The sequence below is a fragment of the Mycobacterium sp. 5-140-3-2 genome (assembly GCF_035666375.1).
Classification (GTDB): domain Bacteria; phylum Actinomycetota; class Actinomycetes; order Mycobacteriales; family Mycobacteriaceae; genus Mycobacterium; species Mycobacterium intracellulare.
Genome location: NZ_CP142025.1, coordinates 5,090,821 through 5,111,504, shown reverse-complemented (window position 1 = coordinate 5,111,504; position 20,684 = coordinate 5,090,821). Strand labels below are relative to the sequence as shown.

Genomic DNA, 20,684 nt, shown 5'->3' with positions numbered 1-20,684 from the left:
ACCACAGGCACAGGAGCTATCCATGCGCGGAATCATCTTGGCCGGCGGGTCGGGCACCCGCCTGCATCCGATCACCACGGGCATCAGCAAGCAGTTGCTGCCGGTCTACGACAAACCGATGGTCTACTACCCGCTGTCCACCCTGATGATGGCCGGAATCCGTGACATCCTGGTGATCACCACCCCGCATGACGCGCCGGGATTTCAGCGGCTCCTGGGCGACGGCTCGCAATTCGGCGTCAACATCACCTACGTGACACAGGACCGGCCCGACGGTCTGGCTCAGGCGTTCGTTTTGGGCGCCGACCACATCGGCAACGAGTCGGTGGCTTTGGTGTTGGGAGACAACATCTTCTACGGACCGGGACTGGGCACCAGCTTGCGCCGATTCCAAACCATAAGCGGGGGAGCGGTTTTCGCGTACTGGGTGGCCAACCCGTCGGCCTACGGTGTGGTCGAATTCAGCGACGACGGCCTGGCGCTGTCCTTGGAAGAGAAACCCAAGACACCGAAATCCAACTACGCGGTGCCGGGTTTGTACTTCTACGACAACGACGTGATCGAAATCGCCAAGGGGCTCAAGAAATCGGCGCGCGGCGAGTACGAGATCACCGAGGTCAACCAGATCTATCTCAACCGGGGCCGGCTCTCGGTCGAGGTGATGGCCCGCGGCACGGCCTGGCTGGACACGGGCACGTTCGACTCGCTGCTGGACGCCAGCGACTTCGTCCGCACGCTGGAACGACGCCAGGGCCTCAAGGTCAGCGTGCCCGAGGAGGTGGCGTGGCAGCAGGGCTGGATCACCGATGAACAATTGGCGCAGCGCGCGCACAGCCTGCTCAAGTCCGGGTATGGCTCCTATCTGCTGAACCTGTTGGAGCGGAGCCGGTTTCACTAGGCCGGTAGCGGCGGCCCGTCCCCCGCAAGCGGGAGGTGCCCCCGGCGCGCGGCTTCAACCTATGGTGGCGACCCGCTGCGCCCGGCTTCGCCGCGCTTGCGATCGCCACGGCCCCGCTCGCGACCGCCGCTAGGCTTCGCCAGCACCGCCGCGATCCCCGTGGTCAGCGGCACCGACAGCGCCAACGCCATCCCGCCCACCGCCGAGCGGGCGATCTCGATGGCCACGCTCTCCCCGGTCAGCACGTCCGTCAGCGAGCGGTTGGCGACGCTGAACAGCAACAGCAGCGGCAGCGAACTGCCCGCGTAGGCCAGCACCAGCGTGTAGACCGTGCTGGCGATGTGATCGCGCCCCACCCGGATGGCGCCCACGAAGATCGCTCGCCGCGAGCCCCCGAGGCGGGCGAGCTCGAACACCGTCGAGGACTGGGTCACCGTCACATCGTTGAGCACACCCAGCGACCCGATGATGAAACCGGCCAGCAGCAGGCCACCGATCGACACGTTGCCCAGGTACGCGCTGACGGTGGTGTTCTGCTCGTCCGACAGACCGGTGAGATGCGCCAATTGTATTGCCGCCCAAGATAATCCGGCTGCGAGCAGCAGGGCCGACAGGGTGCCCAGCAGCGCGGCACTGGTCCGCAGGCTGACCCCGTGGGCCAGATAGATGACCGCGTAGAGGATCGCCGCCGACGCCACCAGCGCCACCGGCACCGCGGGGGCGCCGTCCCGCAGGGCCGGCAGCAGAAACATGACCAGCACCACGAACGCGACCAGGATGCCCACCAGCGCGAGCAGCCCGCGCCAGCGCGCCACGGCCACGATCACCACCGCGAACGCGATCGCCAAACCGACCAGCGCCCAACCCCGTTCGAAGTCGTAGAACGCGTAGCTGGTGGCGCCCTGGTCGTCGACCTGGCGCACGACCCGAATGCGGTCGCCCACCGCAAATTTCGGTTGACCCGGCCCAGGGGAGGACTCGAGCAGGGTGGTGGCGCCCGCGTTCGGCCCGGAATCGACGGCGACCTGGGTCAACACGCAGCGCCCGGCGCCGGGCGCTGCGGGCTGGGGCGGGCCGGTGAGGACCTGACTGACCGACGGGCTGCCGCAGTCGCCCAACCCACTGGACAGCACGTGCCCGGCCTGCGTGCTCACCGCGCCGCCGGACGCGTTCTGCAGCGGCATCGGGATGTCGACGCGCTGCCGACTAGGCCACAACAGGATCGCGCCGACGGCCACCGCCACTCCGATCGCGACCAGCAGCCCGACGACGATCCTGGCGGGCAACGGATCGATGCCGGACGGGCCCGGCGGCAGGCTGTGCGAGTGGGAGTGCGTCACCCGGTCGAGCGTAGAGGCGTTTTCCTGGGTGCTTACTGGCGATAGGCGACGAGGAAGTTGCCCAGCCGCTCGATGGCCGCCGCCAGATCGCGGGCCCACGGCAGGGTCACGATGCGCAGGTGATCCGGTGCGGGCCAATTGAAGCCGGTGCCCTGGGTGACCAGAATCTTCTCCTGCAGCAGCAAATCGAGGACGAGCTGCTCGTCGTCGTCGATGTCGTAGACCTCGGGGTCCAGCCGCGGGAAGGCGTAGAGAGCGCCGTCCGGCTTGACGCAGGACACCCCCGGAATCTCGTTGAGCTTGGTCCAGGCGACGTCGCGCTGCTCGAGCAGCCGGCCGCCGGGCAGGACGAGGTCGTCGATGCTCTGGTAGCCGCCCAGGGCGACCTGGATCGCGTGCTGCGCCGGGACATTGGGGCACAGGCGCATGTTGGCCAGCAGGTTGATCCCCTCGATGAAGCTGCCGGCGTGGTCCTTGGGCCCGGTAATCGCCAGCCAGCCGGCCCGATACCCGGCCACCCGGTAGGCCTTGGACAGCCCGTTGAACGTCAGGCACAACATGTCCGGCGCCAGCGAGGCCAGGTTGATGTGCTTGGCGTCGCCGTAGAGGATCTTGTCGTAGATCTCGTCGGCGAGCAGCAGCAGCTCGTGCTTGCGCGCCAATTCGACGATCTGCGTGAGCACTTCGCTGGTGTACACCGCGCCGGTCGGGTTGTTCGGGTTGATCACCACCAGCGCCTTGGTGCGGTCGGTGATCTTGGACTCCATGTCGGCGATGTCGGGCTGCCAGCCCTGCGTCTCGTCGCACAGGTAGTGCACCGGGGTGCCGCCCGCCAGCGACGTCGACGCCGTCCACAGCGGGTAGTCGGGTGACGGGATCAGCACCTCGTCACCGTTGTCGAGCAGGGCCTGCAGCGTCATCGTGATCAGCTCGGAGACCCCGTTGCCCAGGTAGACGTCGTCGACGTCGAAGCGGGGGAATCCGTCGACCAACTCGTAGCGGGTGACCACCGCGCGGCGGGCCGGCAGGATGCCCTGCGAGTCGGAGTAACCCTGCGCGTACGGGAGGGCCTGGATCATGTCGCGCATGATCACGTCGGGCGCCTCGAAGCCGAACGGCGCCGGGTTGCCGATGTTGAGCTTGAGGATGCGATGACCCTCGGCCTCCAGCCGCGCGGCCTGCTGATGTACCGGGCCGCGGATCTCGTACAGGACGTCCTGGAGCTTCGACGACTGCGCGAAAGTGCGCTGCTGCCGGTGATGGGCCGACGGGTGCGGTGGCAGCTGATGAGGCAGCTGGTGGGTGGTCACATCACCAATGGTGCCATCACTGTCCACTGAAATTTGCTGTCAAGCGCAAAAATCGCAGGTCAGCGCTTGCCCGGGGGTCGCGCCCCGCGGGCGATGCCCAGGCCTTTGACCGGCGGCTGCGACGGTGCGTCGTCGCCGTCGGCCTGCTTTGCCGGCTCCGCTTTCGGTGCCGGCTCGGCCGGCGCCTGTTCGGCGGGCTCGGCTTCTGCTTTCGGCGCCTCGGCTTTCGGGGCCGCCTTCTTGGCGCCGGGTCGCTTGGCGCCCGCGGCCAGGCCCAGGCCCTTCACGGGCGTGGCGGCGGGTGCCTTGGCCTCGGGTTCGGCTTCCGGTGCCACTTCCGCCTCGGGTGCTTCGGCCTTGGGGGCCTCGGCCTTCGGGGCCGCCTTCTTGGCGCCGGGTCGCTTGGCGCCCGCGGCCAGGCCCAGGCCCTTCACGGGCGCGGCGGGCGCCTTGGCCTCGGTCTCGGCCTCGGGCGCGGCCGCTTCGGCAGGTGCCTCGGCCTTGGCCGGTGCCGCCTTCTTGGCCCCGGGTTTCTTGGCGCCGCCGGCGATGCCCAGCCCCTTGACCGGGGCGGCCGCTTCGGCCTTGCCTTCGCTGCCTTCGGTGGCGGGCGCGGCTTTCTTGGCCCCGGGTTTCTTGGCGGCGCCGGCGATCCCGAGCCCCTTGACGGGAGCGGCGGGTGCGGCCGCGGCCTTCGGGGCCGCCTCGGCGGGAGCCTCCTCGGCCTCTTCGGCGGGTGCGGTCGCCGTGGCCGTCGCGGCCTTGGGCGCCGCGGCCGCCCGCTTTTCGGCTTCCTTGGCGGCCGTGCCCTTTTCGGGCAGCGTCGCCTTGTCGTATTCGAGGGACGCGAGCAGGATCTGGGCGACGTCGAGCACCTCGACACCGCTGCGCCCGGCCTCCTCCTGCCGGTCGTTGACGCCGTCGGTGACCATCACCCGGCAGAACGGGCACGCGGTGGCGATGGTGGTGGCCCCGGTGGCCAGCGCCTCGTCGACACGCTCGTGGTTGATCCGCTTGCCGATGTGCTCTTCCATCCACATCCGCGCGCCGCCGGCGCCGCAGCAGAAGCTGCGCTCGGCGTGCCGCGGCATCTCGGTCAGGTTCGCCCCGGAGGTCCCGATCAGCTCACGCGGCGCCTCGTAGACCTTGTTGTGCCGGCCCAGGTAGCAGGGGTCGTGGTAGGTGATGTCCTGGGATACCGGCGTCACCGGCACCAGCCTGTTGTCCCGGACCAGCCGGTTGAGCAGCTGGGTGTGGTGCAGCACCGAGTAGTTCGCGCCGAGCTGGCGGTACTCGCGGCCCAGGGTGTTGAAGCAGTGCGGGCAGGTCACCACGATCTTGCGGTCGACGGTCTCGGTGCCCTCGAACAGCCCGTCCAGGGTTTCGACGGCTTGCGCGGCCAGCTGCTGGAACAGGAACTCGTTGCCCGAGCGGCGCGCGGAGTCGCCGTTGCAGGACTCGCCGGTGCCGAGCACCAGGTACTTCACCCCGGCGATGGCCAGCAGCTCGGCGACGGCCTTGGTGGTCTTCTTGGCCTTGTCGTCGTAGGCGCCGGCGCACCCGACCCAGAACAGGTACTCGTAGCCGTTGAAGCTGTCGACGTCCTCGCCGTAGACCGGCACGTCGAAGTCGACCTCGTCGATCCAGTTGGTGCGGTCCGACGCGTTCTGGCCCCACGGGTTGCCCTTGGTTTCCAGGTTCTTGAACAGCACCGACAGTTCCGAGGGGAACTCGGACTCCATCATCACCTGGTAGCGGCGCATGTCGATGATGTGATCGACGTGCTCGATGTCCACCGGGCACTGCTCGACGCAGGCGCCGCAGGACACGCAGGACCACAGCACGTCGGGGTCGATGACGCCGCCCTGCTCCTCGGTGCCGACCAGCGGGCGGGTGGCCTGCTCCGGACCGGAACCCATGACGCGGCCGAAGCCCGACTCGGGAACGTGGTGTGCCTCGGCGTGCTCTTCGCCGGACAACTCCTCGCCGAGCCCGCCCGCCGGCGTGCTCTCCAGCGGGCTCTCCTTGTCACCCAGGATGTAGGGCGCCTTGGCCATCCAGTGGTCGCGCAGGTCCATGATGACGAGCTTGGGGGACAGCGGCTTGCCGGTGTTCCACGCCGGGCACTGCGACTGGCAGCGCCCGCACTCGGTACAGGTGGCGAAGTCCAGCATGGCCTTCCAGCTGAAGTCCTCGACCTTGCCGCGCCCGAATGTCGCGTCGTCCGGCGGGTTTTCGAAGTCGATCGGCTTGCCGTCGTGCTCGAGCGGCAGCAGCGGGCCGAGACCGTCGGGCAGCCGCTTGAAGATGACATTGATCGGCGCAGTGAAGATGTGCATGTGCTTGGAGTGCAGCACGATGATCAGGAACGCCAGCATGACCGCGATGTGCAGCAGCAGGGCCACCGTTTCGATGATCTCGTTGGCGGGCTGCCCCAGCGGCCGCAGGATCGCGCCGAACAGTTGCGACAGGAAGGCCCCGTTGCCGTAGGGCAGCGTGCCGTTGTTGACCGCGGATCCGCGCACCAGCACGTAGGTCCACACGACGTTGAAGATCATGAACAGCACCAGCCAGGCGCCGCCGGTGTGCGAGCCGTAGAACCGGGATGAGCGGCCGATCTCCTTCGGGCTGCGCATCAACCGGATGACGGCGAAGGTGGCGATGCCGAGGAAGACGGCCGTGGCGAAGAAGTCCTGCAGGAAGCCCAGCGCGTCCCACCGCCCGATGAACGGGATGTGGAAGTTGTCCTGGAACAACAGCCCGTAGGCCTCGATGTAGACCGTGAGGAGGATGAAGAAGCCCCACATGGTGAAGAAGTGGGCCAGGCCGGGGATCGACCACTTCAACAGCTTGCGCTGCCCGAAGACCTCGGAGAGCTCGGCCCAGATTCGTTTGCCGGGTTCGTCGGTGTGCCCCGGGGCCGGCTTGCCGGACGTGATCAGCTTGAACAGCCACAGGACCCGTCGTGCGGCGAGCGCGGCCACGACCAGCGTCATGCCCATGCCCACGACCAGCCTGATGAGCATCTGCGTTGTCACAGAAGGTCTCCCCAATGCATAGATAATTCGGCCTGTGCTTTATTTGCCTGCTTAAGCCCCGCTCATAGTTACATCTTCGCGGCTTTCGGCGCGAGAAAGGCTGCCCTAACTTCGGGTTCGTCGGTGCCTCTGGCCTGCTAGTTGATACCCGCTCGCCTGGTGTGACGTTTGTCGGAGTGACCAGCGCCACCAAATTTCGTTAAATGACCCTTTTCGGAGCCCTTTTCCGGCCAGACGCAATCGTTCGCGTCAGCGCCCGAATGGGGGTTGGAAGATCGGCGGCAGGGGTCGCACCCGGGTGGTCGTCGTCGGCGCCGCGGACGTGGTGGTCGCCTGCGATGTCGTGGTGGGCGGCGCGGTGGTGGTCGTCGTGGTGCTCGGCGGGGGTGTCGTCGTCGTGGTCGACGGCTCCGGCGGCGGTGTCGTGGTGGTCGTGGTGGCCGGCGCCTCGCTGGACGGTGGCGGCGGAGCCGGAACGACGGTGACGGTGGTGCTGTCGTTCGGCCCGGTGATGGTCACCGTTTGTGGCGGTGGCGGTGGGTTGGGCGAGGACGTCGGGGGGGCCGGGGTGGACTTCGTCATCAACAGGCCGATCGCCAGCGCCGCGGCCACCAGCACCGCCACCCCCGCCCCAACGACGGTCAACACCAGCGCCGTGCGCTTGTACCAGGGCAGCCCGCCCTGCTCGGCGTACTCGAATTCCCGTGCCTCGCTGGCATATTCGCCGGTTGCGTCGCGGCCGGTATAGGGCACCGGCTCGTCGGAGTCGGCGTCTTGCGACCACGCCAGGGCGTCATCCACATCGGTGGCCTGGGCGGCCCACGCGGCCTGGGTGGCCCCGATTCCCGCGGTGCCGACCATTTCGGTCGGCGTCTCCACGGCGGCGGCCGCGGTGGTTTCGGCGCCCCCCGCTGCGTACTGCGCACCGAGCGCCGCGGCGCCGAGTGCGGCGAGTGACGCCGGCTGCGCCGCGCTGCGGAACGGAACCCCGAAGCGCTGCGACAACCGCGCGGTGATCAGCGGGATGCTTGCGCCCCCGCCGACGATCGCCACGGCGCGCAGGTTGGTGTTCGGAATTCCGTTGCGCCGCAACGTATCTTGCAGCGAGGTGACAAACCGGTCCAGCGGTGGGGAGATCAGTTGCTCGAACTCGGTGCGGGTCAGTTGGGTGGACTCCCCGGACGCCCCCGCGACGGTGCTCACCGCGGCGGTCGACAGTTGTTCCTTGGCGCGCCGGCAGGCGGCCAGCAGGCGGGTCTGCGATCCCATCCGCGCGCCGCCGCCCAGGACGGCGGTGCTGACATCGGAGGCCAGCAGGTGATCGACGATGAGCTGATCGATCGCGTCGCCGGAGAAGTCGGTGTGCCGCATGGCCGGGGCGACGGGCGCAAAGCCGGCATTGGCGTCCAGCACCGTGACGGTGGTGCCGCCGGCACCGAAGTCGCACAGCGCGACGACGCCGTCGGCGGGAAACCCCGGCGTGCCGCGCAGGGCCGCCACCGCGGCCGTGGCGTCGGAAACCAGCATCGGCGCGACCCCACCACGCGCGAGATCCGACTGGGCGAAGAACTCGTCGCGCAGCGCCGCGAACTGTTCGTCGGACCAGTAGGCGGGGACCGCGATGCTGATCGGTGTCCCGTAGCCGACCGTGCGGGCCATCGCCTCGATCGCCTCGACCGTCAGCGCCGCGCCCAGGTACTTGGTGCCGTCGGCCGCCACCAGCGGTGCCCGGTCGCCGACCCGCTCGACGAACCCGCGCAGCACCAGGCCGGGTGCGGTCAGGTTCGGATTCTCTTCCGGCAGGCCGACTTCGGTGGGACGGTGCTCGAACAGGGTGACCACCGAGCTGCGGGTGACCGGGGCGCTGCCGGCGCGGGCCGCCACCAGGTTGGCCACCCCGATCGATAGCCCGAGCGACTGGCTCATGTCCGCACCCCTGTGTCAGTAGTCCCGTGGATTGCAGCGAGTCTAGGGCGCCGCCGGCGCCGCGTCGCCGAGCGTGATCGGCCTGCCGCCGACTCGCTAACGCAGGCCCGGCGGAACCGTGATGACCGTCGGCACCTGCGGAATGGTGATCACCGGCGGCAGCTGCGGCAGATGGTGGCGATGCGTGGGCTGCTGCGTTTGTTGCCCGGTGGGCTGCTGCTGCGTCGGCTGCTGGGCCGGCGGCTGCTCTTCGGCGCTGCTGCTGGACTCAGTGGTGGTCGTGGTCGTCGTGGTCGACGGCGTCGTTGTTGTCGTTGTCGTGGTGGTGCTCGTCGTCGACTTGGGGACGTGGTTGACGGATTGGTCGTCGTGAATGAGCTCGATGATCCCGAAGACGATCAGGCCGATCAGGATGACGACGGAAATCAACCAGGCGATGAGCATCGCGGGCCTGCGGTACCAGGGCGTGGGCTCGGGTTCCTGGTCGAACGGGTCGAAGCCCTGGGGTTGCTCGAACCCGTGGGGCGGCTGGGGCGGGAAGTTCGGTGGCGGGACTTCACCGGTCGGCGGCTCGCTCATGCCGAAATCGGCATGCTGGGTCGGCCGATTGTGGAAGTCATCGCGTGGACCGTTGGATGCCACGGCACCGATGGTACTGACCGCACCTGCCAGCCTGCTGATGCCAACCCCTAAGGGGCGGTCGCGTCGCTCAGAAGGAGGGGTGCGGGTTCCCACACAGAGCGTGCACTCAGGGTCCACAGCCTACCGCCAGACTGTGGCGCTCAACACACCCGCCACACCATTTCCGGACGAATGATATTGCAGTACAGCACAGTTCGACCGCCCCATCGCTTTTGACTTACCAACATATTCGTGACAGTCTCTTTTCCCGAATCGATGTGGAGGTCGAACGGCAAGCCCACATCAACTGCGGCGCCTCCCGGGCTGGGCAGGCCGGCGAGTGAGCCGCCAGCGACCAACACGTACCCGCCGTCACAGCAGCGACGCCCGGTATGACATCGGGTCCTGGCGCCGCGGCGAGCGGCCATGCAATCCGAGCGCAGGGTAGGGAGGCGATCACGATGCCCGGCCGGCCCGCCCATGCGCCCCGGGTTCGTCGTCTCTGCTACAACGATCGGCCCTGCTAATGGCCGCCGATCCCACAGACCGCGAATGGTGGTCAGAAGCCGGCGACGACGCCCCGACCGCGGCGAGCCAGCACCGTCGCGCGGCGGAGTCGCCCGATGGGACCGACCCGGCCAAGTGCACAGATGCGGCCCACGAGGGAGCGTCGCAGCGTGCAGTCGGTGCCGTCGCGGAGGCGGGAAGCCAACTGACGAGCGCCGTGGTCGTCATCGCGCTCGTCTCGGCGATCTCGGGCTTGCTCTACGGCTACAACACCGGTGTCATCTCCTGGGCCCTATTGCAGCTCACCGAGGAGTTCAACCTCACCGCGGCCTGGAAGCAGGTGGTCGCCGCCAGCATCCTGCTCGGCGCCATCGTCGGGGCCTTGGCGTGCAGCTGGCTATCCGACCGGTTCGGCCGGCGCGGCACGCTGTTGATGCTGTCGGTGCTGTTCATCGTCGGCGCGCTGTGGTGTGCCGACGCGCCGGATGTCGTAGTGCTGTCGCTGGGAAGGCTGGTCCTGGGCTTCGCCGTCGGCGGGGCGACCCAGACGGCCCCGATGTATGTCGCCGAGCTCTCGCCGTCGGCCTACCGAGGGCGGTTGGTGCTGTGCTTCCAGATCGCCATCGGGGTGGGCATCCTCGCCGCTAACCTCATCGGGGTCTTCGACTCGGTCTCCTGGCGGGGGCCGACCGGAATCGCGTGCGTACCCGCCGCGATCATGCTGTGGCTGTTGCTGCGCCTCCCGGAAAGTCCGCGCTGGCTGGTCAAGCAAGGTGATCGAAACGCCGCGCGAGCCGTGTTGGAGCGGGTCCGGCCCGACGGCTACGACGTGGGCGCCGAGCTGGACGAAGCGACCGAACTCGCGCGCATGGAACGCAAGGCCAGCACCCGCGGGTGGAGCGGGCTGCGCGACTCCTGGGTGCGCCCGGCCCTGGTCCTGGGTTGTGGCATCGCGGTGTTCACCCAGCTCAGCGGCATCGAGATGATCATCTACTATGCGCCGACCATCCTGACTGACGACGGCGTGTACCGGTCCGTGGCTCTGCTGGTGTCGGTGATGTTGGGTGCGACGTACGTGATCGCCCAACTAGTGGGGCTGGCCATTATCGACCGGGTCGGCCGGCGCCGGCTCACCCTCATCATGGTGCCGGGCGCGGCGATCAGCCTGTTCGCGCTCGGCCTGATCTTCGTCACCGCCGACAGCGGCCACGATGTGATCGCCTACATCATGATTTCCCTGATCGCCTTCATGGTGTTCAATGCCGGCGGCCTGCAGCTGATGGGATGGCTGACCGGCTCGGAGACCTATCCGCTGGCGGTGCGACCGGAGGGCACCGCCGTGCATTCGGCGACGCTGTGGGGGACCAACCTGCTCATCACGCTGACGCTGCTGTCGCTCATCAATGCGATCGGGGTCGGACCCTCGATGTGGCTCTACGCGTTGTTCAACGTGGCGGCGTGGATCTTCGTATTCTTCCGCATGCCCGACCTCACCGGTAAAAGCCTGGAAGAAATCGAAAAGAACCTGGCGGAGGGGAAATTCCGACCGTCTGACTTCGCACGCTGACGAATACGCTTGCGCGGCACGTCTTTTCGGGCAGCAGTGCGGCGCGGTCACACGCCAGCCATTGACCGGCCCCGAAGGATCCGTTCGATCCGGTCGAGCAGCTCGCTCGGGTTGTCGTGGGCGCCGTTGTTCCAGGCCGCGAGGGCGTCGAGGAGGTTGCTCGGTTGAACACTCAGATACATCCCGAGCATCACCGTCGCGGTCGCCTCGCCGCTGACATCGGCTGGCTGGTAGGCGACTTCGACTTGCAACCGCTCGGTACCGGCCGCCACGCTCGGGACGAGCTTTGGCTCGATCGAACGGACATGCTCACGCCGGATGTCGGTCAACTCACTGCCGCGCTCTGCGATCCGCACGGTCAACGCCGCGGGGGTGATACGGAGAAGGGATCGGCGCCAGATCCAGAGGGAGACTCCCACCAATAAGGCAGAGATGGCCAGCAGAATGACCCCGCCGTACCACAGCCACGCCGGATTACCGGGTGCACATCCTGCGCCAATCATGGCGAACGCGATTAGGGGGAACAGCAAGGTCGCCATGTATGGGTTGCTCTCGTACCACGGAAGATAGCGGCAGACAATCTCCTGCCCGGTCCGCCTGACCCCGGCGCCGAAAATTCGGCGGCCGCTCCCATAAATGATGCCGACGCCGACCGCAGCGGCGCCGACAGGCAGATACCAAGCCGACCCAACCAGCACATTTATGCCCGCCAATAGGCACAGCGCGCCGCCGAAGGAATAGCGCAGCACGCGCCACCAACGGCCTTTTGCTTCGCCGCCGGCCATCAGTGACCGCCTCGTGTGGTCACTGTCGATTGCCCCGAAGGATCCCTTCGACCCGATCCAGTAGCTCGCACGGGTTTTCGTGGGCGCCGTCTTTCCAGGCGATTAGTGCGTTAAGAAGGTTAATCGGCTGGATGGTCAACTGCAGGCCGAGCAGCACAGTCTTGGACTCGCTGCTCAAACCCGTTGCGCGGTAGCTGATTGCGACTTGCAGCGACTGGCCGCTCACACCATTCGGGACGATCTTGGGCTCGATCGACACGACACACTCACGGCTTATTTCGGTCAACTCTTCTTTCGGCGCAGTCAGGCGCACCGTCAACACCGAGGGCGAAATGCACAGAAGGCACCGGCGCCACATACATACCGCGCTGGAAACGAAGATGGGCGTCAGAACCAGCAGAAGGATTCCGATGAACCGAAGCCACGCGGGATTGCCGGGTGCACTGCCCGCGCCGATACCTGCGACAGCGAGCAATGGGAACAGCACGTTCAAGACGTACACATTTCCCTCGTACCACGGGATGTATCTACAAATAATCTCGTCGCCCGCCCGGGTGACTCCCGCCCGAAAAATTCGGCGTCTTCCGAGGATGAACATGAGTGCCGCGCAGAATGCGATCAGGGACAGGTACCACTGAACTCCGACCGAAGTTGCTACCGCCGCAAGAAGGAGTAGAGCCGCGCCAAAGATGTACCGCAGTCCCCGCCGCCACTGGCCGCTCGTCTCGCCGTTGATCATCAGTGACGGTCTCGTGTTGCGGTGACGGGCGCCGGACCTGCCGGCGCGGCACCCAGTTGTACAGACAGCCAGACGTTTTCCCGCCGCACGGGTGAATCATCTAGCGCGGTCACCGTAAGTTGCGCAATCAGTGTCTCCTGTTCAGCCGAGATGATCCGCGATCGTGACACACTGTCGATGGCGCCGAGCTCATGGATAATCTTCATCGCCAGCAACCCCTGAATTCCGATGGATTCAGCTGCCGGGCCGAGTTCACGGCGCACCTCGTGACATCCCGGAGTCGACTGCAGCTGCTGCTCCACCAGCATCGCGAAAACTTCGGCGGGGTCCAAAGCGGCCTCGACACGATGCATCGTCAACACCGCGTTAGCGCCGAATGTGTCGATGCACGGGTCGGCGCGACAAACCCATACCCGGGCTCCGACTGCGGAATCGAACGGTTCCCAGCCCTGTGGTACCCCGACCTCCACGACAAGCCCGGCGAATCGGTCGACCGGGGATACTGCAACGCCGTGCTTCTCTATGAACTCATCAAATCGCATCGTCGCCGACCTACCCGAATCCGAAAACCGATTCCACGCCGTGCACCGCACTCCCGACCGCATCCGCGACCGGATGCCAGACTTCTCCGACCACCTTCGATCCACCCCAAGCGGCGATAGCTCCCACGCCCGCGCCCACCACCAGGCCAAGGGCCGTCCCCGCCCCCGGAATGACCGAACCGATCGCTGCACCAGCAGCCGCGTCTCCTGCCAATGTGCCCAGGCCCAGCCCTAACACGGTTCCGACAGACTCCCGGGTGACGGCCTCGGAAACCGAGTTGCCGTCATGGATGTCGGACATGACGGCGGGCACCGCGCTGGCCGCAGCGACCACCCCGCCGACGCGGGAGAAGCCTTTCAGCTCGATGCCGCCGATCTTCGGATCCTCGAACCATCTCAACAAGCCCGGATCAGCCTTGCCGGGACCCGTACCGGGGGACTCGGCGATCAATCTGGTCGTCGCCCCGCGCACACCGTCGGCGGTACCGCCGGCGATCGCGCCCGCGGCGCCGGTCAGCACCTCGCCCTTCGTCGGGGCCAACGCGGGACCGCCGCCGGGCTGCTCGGCCGCGCCGCCGCTGGGCTGCTCGGCCGCTCCCTGGGCGGGCCCGGCCTGGGGGGCCGTGAGGTCGTATCCGTCCGCGTGCAGGGTCCCCATTGCGTTCTGGAACGAGTTGGCGTAGCCGTTGCGGGTGGATTGCAGCTGGCCCAGCGCTGCTTTGGTGTCGCGGATGGCGTCGTCTTCGCGGCCGCTGATAAACGCATCCAGCGCGTGTCGGTCTTCCGCGGTCAGTGTGGGATCTTTTTCCAGCTCCACCGCTTGGCCGATGAAGCCGTCCAGCTGCTGCAACTGACTTTCTAGGGCCGCGATCTGCCCGGCCGCCGTCTTTTGCGCCTCGGCCAGATTGGCAGCGATGTTTTCCAGGTCCGCACCGATCTTGGGCAGCTGCAAGGACTGCGCCCCAAGGGATTTCGTCACGCGCTGCACTTCGGCGGAGCCGTTGATCGGATGATCCCCATTCTGATGGTTCCACGCGGCGTCGAAGCGGCTACGGGCCTGGTCGAACGCATTGGTGGCCTCGGCGGTGCATCGGCCCGCCTTGAGAAACGCCTCCGCCAGCTGAGCAATCTGAAACGGGCTACCGGCCTGCAGGCTCTGATTGATCGCCCACGGGTCGCCACCGGCTTCGGCGATCAGCGCCGCGACGCTGATGTAGCGCAGTTGCATGGAGTCGTGAGGTCTTCTTGGTTAGGCCGGGACTGAGCGAGCACCGGTAGCTGGTCGGCGACATCACGCGGCAGACCGATCCCCCCGCCACGCCGTCGACAAGGTTACCGCCCTAGAACGTGTTGACCTTGTCGATGCTGACGAACATGCCGTGCTTGGTCTGGTCGTTGGTGAAGCGGGTGCCGTCGACGTTGGCGATGATCGTCCAGCCCTGGGCGGCGTAGGTCTGGTAATCGATCTTGACGGTCGGGATGGCTCCGAGGTTGCCCAGCACCCACTGCACCTTGCCGCCGGTGGTGACGCTGACGCCGTTGGCGTGCTCACCGTCCTGCAGCGGGGAGTTGGTGAAGGGCGCCTCGCAGCCGACGGTGTCCTTGTTGATCTGGCAGCGCGTCACGCCGGATTTGGTCTCGATGAAGACGTAGCCGTTCTGGTCGGGCGGCAGGGGGATGGCGCCGGCCGGATTCGTGGGGCCCGTCGGCGCGGCCGGAGCCGTCGGGGCCGGAGCGGCGGTGGCCGACGGCGGCGACGGCGTGGATCGCGGCGTGGGGAAGGACGGTTCGCCCGCGCCCGCCCCGGGCGAAGCCACCGGCCGGCCGCCGATGACGGAGCTGCAGCCGGACACCAGCCCGGAGCCGGCGAACAGGGCTACGAGCAGCAGCGAACCACCGGCCAGGCTCCGCCGCGCATTATCCGAAAACCGCACCCGCCGCTCCCCAGACGATTCGAATGGCGGCACTCAGGTTACCCACCCTCCGACGACAGTCGCTGCACTCGAGTGCCTATCGATGCGGCGCCGATGGTGAAGCTTTACCGCCGCGTGACCGACTCGCGGGGCGACTGTGCGCCGCCACCGCTGGCCCCGGGAACAACACGGGACCGCGGGCCGTTAACATGATCGACAAGTTGAGTGAACCAGGCTCAAGACTGGGTTGACAGCCTATCGCCCTCAGGGGCAGGCTTGAGCGGGGTTCACTCAGCATAGTGGCACCAGACAAGCTCTACACAATCAGGAGGAATCACTATGGCTCGTGCGGTCGGTATCGACCTCGGGACCACCAACTCCGTCGTCGCAGTCCTCGAGGGCGGTGACCCCGTCGTCGTCGCCAACTCCGAGGGCTCGCGGACCACCCCGTCCATCGTCGCGTTCGCGCGCAACGGCGAGGTGCTCGTCGGCCAGCCCGCCAAGAACCAGGCGGTCACCAACGTCGACCGGACCATCCGTTCGGTCAAGCGGCACATGGGCACCGACTGGTCCATCGAGATCGATGACAAGAAATACACCGCCCAGGAGATCAGCGCCCGTGTGCTGATGAAGCTGAAGCGCGACGCCGAGGCATACCTGGGCGAGGACGTCACCGACGCGGTGGTCACCGTGCCGGCGTACTTCAACGACGCCCAGCGTCAGGCGACGAAGGAAGCCGGCCAGATCGCCGGCCTGAACGTCCTGCGCATCGTCAACGAGCCGACCGCCGCCGCACTGGCCTACGGCCTGGACAAGGGCGAGAAGGAGCAGACCATCCTGGTCTTCGACCTCGGTGGCGGCACGTTCGACGTGTCGTTGCTCGAGATCGGCGAGGGCGTGGTCGAGGTCCGCGCCACCAGCGGTGACAACCACCTCGGTGGGGACGACTGGGACGACCGTGTCGTCGACTGGCTCGTCGACAAGTTCAAGGGCACCAGCGGAATTGACCTGACCAAGGACAAGATGGCGATGCAGCGGCTGCGTGAGGCCGCGGAGAAGGCCAAGATCGAACTCTCGAGTTCGCAGAGCACCTCGATCAACCTGCCTTACATCACCGTCGACGCGGACAAGAACCCGCTGTTCCTCGACGAGCAGCTCACGCGCGCCGAATTCCAGCGCATCACACAGGATCTGCTGGACCGCACCCGTCAGCCCTTCCAGTCCGTGATCAAGGACGCCGGCATCTCGGTCTCCGAGATCGACCACGTGGTCCTGGTGGGTGGTTCCACCCGGATGCCCGCGGTGACCGAACTGGTCAAGGAGCTCACCGGCGGCAAGGAGCCCAACAAGGGTGTCAACCCCGACGAGGTGGTGGCCGTGGGTGCCGCTCTTCAGGCTGGCGTGTTGAAGGGCGAGGTGAAAGACGTTCTGCTGCTTGACGTTACGCCGCTGAGCTTGGGTATCGAGACCAAGGGTGGCGTGATGACCAAGCTCATCGAGCGCAACACCACCATCCCGACCAAGCGGTCGGAGACCTTCACCACGGCCGATGACAACCAGCCGTCCGTGCAGATCCAGGTGTACCAGGGTGAGCGCGAAATCGCTTCGCACAACAAGCTGCTCGGCTCCTTCGAGCTGACCGGCATCCCGCCGGCGCCCCGCGGCGTCCCGCAGATCGAGGTCACCTTCGACATCGACGCCAACGGCATCGTGCACGTCACGGCCAAGGACAAGGGCACCGGCAAGGAGAACACGATCAAAATCCAGGAGGGCTCCGGCCTGTCCAAGGAGGAGATCGACCGGATGATCAAGGACGCCGAGGCGCACGCCGAGGAGGACCGCCAGCGTCGCGAGGAGGCCGACGTCCGCAACCAGGCCGAATCGCTGGTCTACCAGACGGAGAAGTTCGTCAAGGACCAGCGCGAAGCCGAGGGCGGGTCGAAGGTTCCCGAGGACACGCTGTCCAAGGTCGACGCCGCGATCGCCGAGGCCAAGACGGCCCTGGGCGGCACCGACATCACCGCGATCAAGTCGGCGATGGAGAAGCTGGGCCAGGAGTCGCAGGCGCTCGGGCAGGCCATCTACGAGGCCACCCAGGCCGCGGGCGAACAGGCCGACGCGACCGGTGGCGGGCAGGCTGGCTCCGCTGACGACGTCGTGGACGCGGAGGTGGTCGACGACGACCGGGAGTCCAAGTGACAGAAGGAAACCCACAGGAACAGGTGACCGTCACCGACAAGCGGCGAATCGATCCTGAGACCGGTGAAGTACGGCAGGCCCCTCCCGGCGATACGCCGGGAGGGCCGGCCCCGGCCGACGAGCCGGCGGTTCAGGGCGAGGGCAAGCTCGCCGAGCTGACCGCCGATCTGCAACGCGTGCAGGCCGACTTCGCGAACTACCGCAAGCGGGCGCTGCGCGACCAGCAGGCCGCGGCGGACCGGGCCAAGGCCGCCGTCGTCAACCAATTGCTGGGCGTGCTCGACGATCTCGACCGGGCGCGCAAGCACGGCGACCTCGAGTCGGGCCCGCTGAAGGCGGTGGCCGACAAGCTGGAGGGCGCGCTGACCGGGCTCGGCCTGACGGCGTTCGGCGAGGAGGGCGAGGACTTCGACCCGGTGCTGCACGAAGCCGTCCAGCACGAGGGCGACGGATCTCGACCGGTGATCGGCACCGTCATGCGGCAGGGCTACAAGCTCGGCGATCAAATCCTGCGCCACGCCATGGTCGGCGTCGTCGACACGGTCGACGACGAAGGCGACGAATCGGCCTCGGCCGGTGAGGCTGAGGAAACCGCGCCGGTCGAATCGGACGATAACGCCGGCACGTCCGGTGACTAGACCACACAATCAGCACAACGCAACGCCACAGGTGAGGGGGTGACGCGACATGGCCCAGCGTGAATGGGTCGAAAAAGACTTCTACAAGGAGCTGGGCGTCTCCTCTGACGCCAGTCCCGAAGAGATCAAACGCGCCTACCGCAAACTGGCGCGCGATCTGCACCCGGACGCCAACCCGGACAATCCCGCCGCCGGTGAACGATTCAAAGCCGTGTCGGAGGCGCACAACGTGTTGTCCGATCCGGCCAAGCGCAAGGAATACGACGAAACCCGAAGGCTGTTCGCCGGCGGCGGTTTTGGCGGGCGCCGGTTCGATACCGGCGGCTTCGGTGGCTTCAACGTCGGCGGCGACGGGGCGGAGTTCAACCTCAACGATCTGTTCGACGCCGCCGGCCGCAGCGGCGGCACCAACATCGGCGACCTGTTCGGCGGATTGTTCGGGCGCGGCGCCGGCGGCCGGCCCAGCCGGCCGCGCCGCGGCAACGACCTCGAGACCGAAACCCAGCTGGAATTCGTCGAGGCCGCCAAGGGTGTGGCGATGCCGCTGCGGCTGACCAGCCCGGCGCCGTGCACCAACTGCCATGGCAGCGGGGCGCGGCCGGGCACCAGCCCGAAGGTGTGTCCCACCTGCAACGGCTCCGGCGTGATCAACCGCAACCAGGGCGCGTTCGGTTTCTCCGAGCCCTGCACCGATTGCCGGGGCAGCGGCTCGATCATCGAGCACCCCTGCGAGGAGTGCAAGGGCACCGGGGTCACCACCCGGACCCGCACCATCAACGTGCGCATCCCGCCCGGCGTCGAGGACGGACAGCGCATCCGGCTGCCCGGCCAGGGTGAGGCCGGTCTGCGCGGCGCGCCTTCGGGCGACCTGTACGTGACGGTGCACGTGCGCCCGGACAAGGTGTTCGGCCGCGACGGCGACGACCTGACCGTCACCGTTCCCGTCAGCTTCACCGAATTGGCCTTGGGCTCAACCATTTCGGTGCCCACGCTGGACGGCAAAGTCGGTGTCCGGGTGCCCAAGGGCACGTCCGACGGCCGCATCCTGCGGGTGCGCGGACGCGGTGTGCCCAAGCGCAGCGGCGGCAACGGGGACCTGCTGGTCACCGTAAAGGTCGCCGTGCCACCGAATCTGGAGGGCGCGGCCCAGGAGGCGCTGGAGGCATACGCCGCCGCCGAGCGCTCCAGCGGGTTTGACCCCCGGGCAGGATGGGCGGGTAATCGCTGATGGCCAAGGGCTCGAGTAATTCACGAAATGAGGATGCCCGAACGTTCCTGATCTCGGTCGCCGCCGAGCTGGCCGGCATGCACGCCCAAACCCTGCGCACCTACGACCGCCTCGGCCTGGTCAGCCCGCGCCGCACTTCCGGTGGGGGACGCCGCTATTCGGAGCACGACGTCGACCTGCTGCGTGAGGTGCAGCGGCTCTCGCAGGACGAGGGGGTCAACCTCGCCGGCATCAAGCGGATCATCGAGCTGACCAACCAGGTCGAGGCCCTGCAGGCGCGGATCAAAGAGTTGAACGAGGAATTGGCGCAGCTGCGCGCCAGCCAGCGCCGCGACGTGGCGGTGGTGCCCAAGAGCACCGCGCTGGTGGTGTGGCAGCCGCGCCGGGGGCGTTAATCGTCGGGAAGTTTGTCTTGCGCCCCAAGGGTTCCTGTCTCCGGAGCACACAACATTCGCAAAAGCGCTAGCGCTTTTCGCATGCTCCTGGTGATCAGCAGACAGCGACTGCAGTGACCCAGGTGGTCACTGTGATCGCACCCGGATCGAAAACTGCGTCACCACCGGCTCACCCGGCGCAGCGCAGCGATAGCCGCCGCGGCGCAGCGCGTCGGTCGGTGCGGCCATCGGCTCGAAACAGATGATGGCCTTGGACGGATCGTCGACCGGCGGCGCGAAGATCTGCGCCGCCGAATAGCCCCGCTCGAAATGCACCTCGATGCGGCGTCCGCCCCCGGACACCGCGAACACCGCGCCCTCGGTGACGTCGTCGTAGGCATCGTCGAAGGCCTTGTCGCGCAACGCCTCTTCACCTGCCGGCTGCGGCTCGGACTCGCCGGTGGGCAGCCCCCTGTCGTCGAGACTCAGGTGCCGCAGCGCCGGCGTCTCGACGACCCAGTCACCGCGGGCCACGCCCGGCACCTGCAGGTAGGGATGAAACCCGAAGCACAGCGGCACCGCCGAGTCGCCGGTGGCGGCGACGGTGCTCCGCACCGTAAGGGTGCGATCGGCCAGTCGCGCGGTCACTGTCAGCACATGCGGGTACGGGAAGCTGGCCAGCAGTCGTGGACCGGCACCGAAATCCACCAGAGCGGTCAGCTCGTTCGGGGACTCGTCCGTCACCCGCCAACCGGGATAGGCGGCCAGGACGCCGTGGATCGGCAACCCGTTGGGGTCGGCGCGCACCCCGTTCTCACCCGGCGTCAGGTCCACCGTCGCGCCCTGCGCGGTATAGGTGTTCGCGCCCAACCGGTTTGCCCACGGATACAGGATCGGGATGCCCATCGTCTTGCCGTCGCTGACATAGGCGTCCAGACCGCGACGTTGGCCGAGCAACTCCGCGCCGGCATCGCGCAGCGACGTGCCGATCATCCCCGCGTCCGGAACGAACTGGGCAACCAGCGGCGACGAAGGATCGCGCAGGGTGACGACGTGCAT

At 67.4% G+C, this 20,684-nt stretch carries 17 protein-coding genes; 6 read left to right on the top strand and 11 right to left on the bottom strand.

Annotated features, from left to right (window positions below):
- Positions 1-22 precede the first annotated feature (22 nt).
- Positions 23-898 (top strand): glucose-1-phosphate thymidylyltransferase RfbA, encoded by an 876-nt coding sequence (gene rfbA, locus P6281_RS23975; RefSeq protein ID WP_008261569.1) that lies wholly within the window; start codon positions 23-25, stop codon positions 896-898.
- A 59-nt stretch (positions 899-957) separates the two neighbouring features.
- On the opposite strand, the gene P6281_RS23970 is transcribed toward rfbA, so the two are convergent.
- The 5 genes from P6281_RS23970 to P6281_RS23950 all read right to left on the bottom strand — a co-directional run bounded on the left by P6281_RS23970 (position 958) and on the right by P6281_RS23950 (position 9,154).
- Positions 958-2,238 carry a YibE/F family protein gene (locus tag P6281_RS23970; RefSeq protein WP_008261568.1) on the bottom strand — a complete coding sequence of 427 codons (1,281 nt, stop codon included), beginning with the start codon at positions 2,236-2,238 and terminating at the stop codon, positions 958-960.
- Positions 2,239-2,270: 32 nt separating this feature from the next.
- Positions 2,271-3,575: a pyridoxal phosphate-dependent aminotransferase gene (locus P6281_RS23965; protein WP_008261567.1), complete on the bottom strand. Its 1,305-nt coding sequence runs from the start codon at positions 3,573-3,575 to the stop codon at positions 2,271-2,273.
- 32 nt (positions 3,576-3,607) lie between these two features.
- Positions 3,608-6,586: a (Fe-S)-binding protein gene (locus P6281_RS23960; protein WP_095662983.1), complete on the bottom strand. Its 2,979-nt coding sequence runs from the start codon at positions 6,584-6,586 to the stop codon at positions 3,608-3,610.
- Positions 6,587-6,835: 249 nt separating this feature from the next.
- Positions 6,836-8,512 (bottom strand): Hsp70 family protein, encoded by a 1,677-nt coding sequence (locus tag P6281_RS23955; RefSeq protein ID WP_008261565.1) that lies wholly within the window; start codon positions 8,510-8,512, stop codon positions 6,836-6,838.
- Between the two features lie 96 nt (positions 8,513-8,608).
- Complete coding sequence (locus P6281_RS23950) at positions 8,609-9,154, bottom strand: hypothetical protein (protein WP_014381310.1); 546 nt, start codon at positions 9,152-9,154, stop codon at positions 8,609-8,611.
- Between the two features lie 505 nt (positions 9,155-9,659).
- Between P6281_RS23950 and P6281_RS23945 the strand changes: the two genes are divergently transcribed.
- Positions 9,660-11,207, top strand: a complete 1,548-nt coding sequence (locus P6281_RS23945) for a sugar porter family MFS transporter (protein WP_324738541.1) — start codon at positions 9,660-9,662, stop codon at positions 11,205-11,207.
- 47 nt (positions 11,208-11,254) lie between these two features.
- Here the strand turns inward: P6281_RS23945 and P6281_RS23940 are convergent, their stop codons facing one another.
- The 5 genes from P6281_RS23940 to P6281_RS23920 all read right to left on the bottom strand — a co-directional run bounded on the left by P6281_RS23940 (position 11,255) and on the right by P6281_RS23920 (position 15,207).
- Positions 11,255-11,992, bottom strand: a complete 738-nt coding sequence (locus tag P6281_RS23940; RefSeq protein WP_014385939.1) for a hypothetical protein — start codon at positions 11,990-11,992, stop codon at positions 11,255-11,257.
- Between the two features lie 19 nt (positions 11,993-12,011).
- Positions 12,012-12,731: a hypothetical protein gene (locus P6281_RS23935; RefSeq protein WP_014943047.1), complete on the bottom strand. Its 720-nt coding sequence runs from the start codon at positions 12,729-12,731 to the stop codon at positions 12,012-12,014.
- Entirely contained in the window at positions 12,731-13,273 is a 543-nt protein-coding gene (locus P6281_RS23930; RefSeq protein ID WP_041785263.1) for an LpqN/LpqT family lipoprotein, read from the bottom strand. The genes P6281_RS23935 and P6281_RS23930 overlap by 1 nt, the downstream gene beginning before the upstream one ends.
- A 10-nt stretch (positions 13,274-13,283) precedes the next feature.
- Entirely contained in the window at positions 13,284-14,501 is a 1,218-nt protein-coding gene (locus P6281_RS23925) for a putative alpha/beta hydrolase (protein WP_014385936.1), read from the bottom strand.
- A gap of 112 nt (positions 14,502-14,613) precedes the next feature.
- Positions 14,614-15,207: a hypothetical protein gene (locus tag P6281_RS23920; protein WP_014385935.1), complete on the bottom strand. Its 594-nt coding sequence runs from the start codon at positions 15,205-15,207 to the stop codon at positions 14,614-14,616.
- Positions 15,208-15,525: 318 nt separating this feature from the next.
- On the opposite strand from P6281_RS23920, the gene dnaK reads away from it, so the two are divergent.
- From dnaK to P6281_RS23900, 4 genes are read left to right on the top strand one after another with little or no spacing between them, the layout of a single operon-like run.
- Positions 15,526-17,385: a molecular chaperone DnaK gene (gene dnaK / locus P6281_RS23915; RefSeq protein ID WP_014385934.1), complete on the top strand. Its 1,860-nt coding sequence runs from the start codon at positions 15,526-15,528 to the stop codon at positions 17,383-17,385.
- Positions 17,382-18,023 carry a nucleotide exchange factor GrpE gene (gene grpE / locus P6281_RS23910; protein WP_014943046.1) on the top strand — a complete coding sequence of 214 codons (642 nt, stop codon included), beginning with the start codon at positions 17,382-17,384 and terminating at the stop codon, positions 18,021-18,023. The genes dnaK and grpE overlap by 4 nt, the downstream gene beginning before the upstream one ends.
- 49 nt (positions 18,024-18,072) lie before the next feature.
- Positions 18,073-19,251 carry a molecular chaperone DnaJ gene (dnaJ, locus tag P6281_RS23905; RefSeq protein ID WP_008261532.1) on the top strand — a complete coding sequence of 393 codons (1,179 nt, stop codon included), beginning with the start codon at positions 18,073-18,075 and terminating at the stop codon, positions 19,249-19,251.
- Positions 19,251-19,646, top strand: a complete 396-nt coding sequence (locus P6281_RS23900; RefSeq protein WP_008261523.1) for a heat shock protein transcriptional repressor HspR — start codon at positions 19,251-19,253, stop codon at positions 19,644-19,646. The genes dnaJ and P6281_RS23900 overlap by 1 nt, the downstream gene beginning before the upstream one ends.
- Positions 19,647-19,772: 126 nt before the next feature.
- Here the strand turns inward: P6281_RS23900 and P6281_RS23895 are convergent, their stop codons facing one another.
- Positions 19,773-20,684 carry an aldose 1-epimerase gene (locus P6281_RS23895; RefSeq protein ID WP_324738540.1) on the bottom strand — a complete coding sequence of 304 codons (912 nt, stop codon included), beginning with the start codon at positions 20,682-20,684 and terminating at the stop codon, positions 19,773-19,775.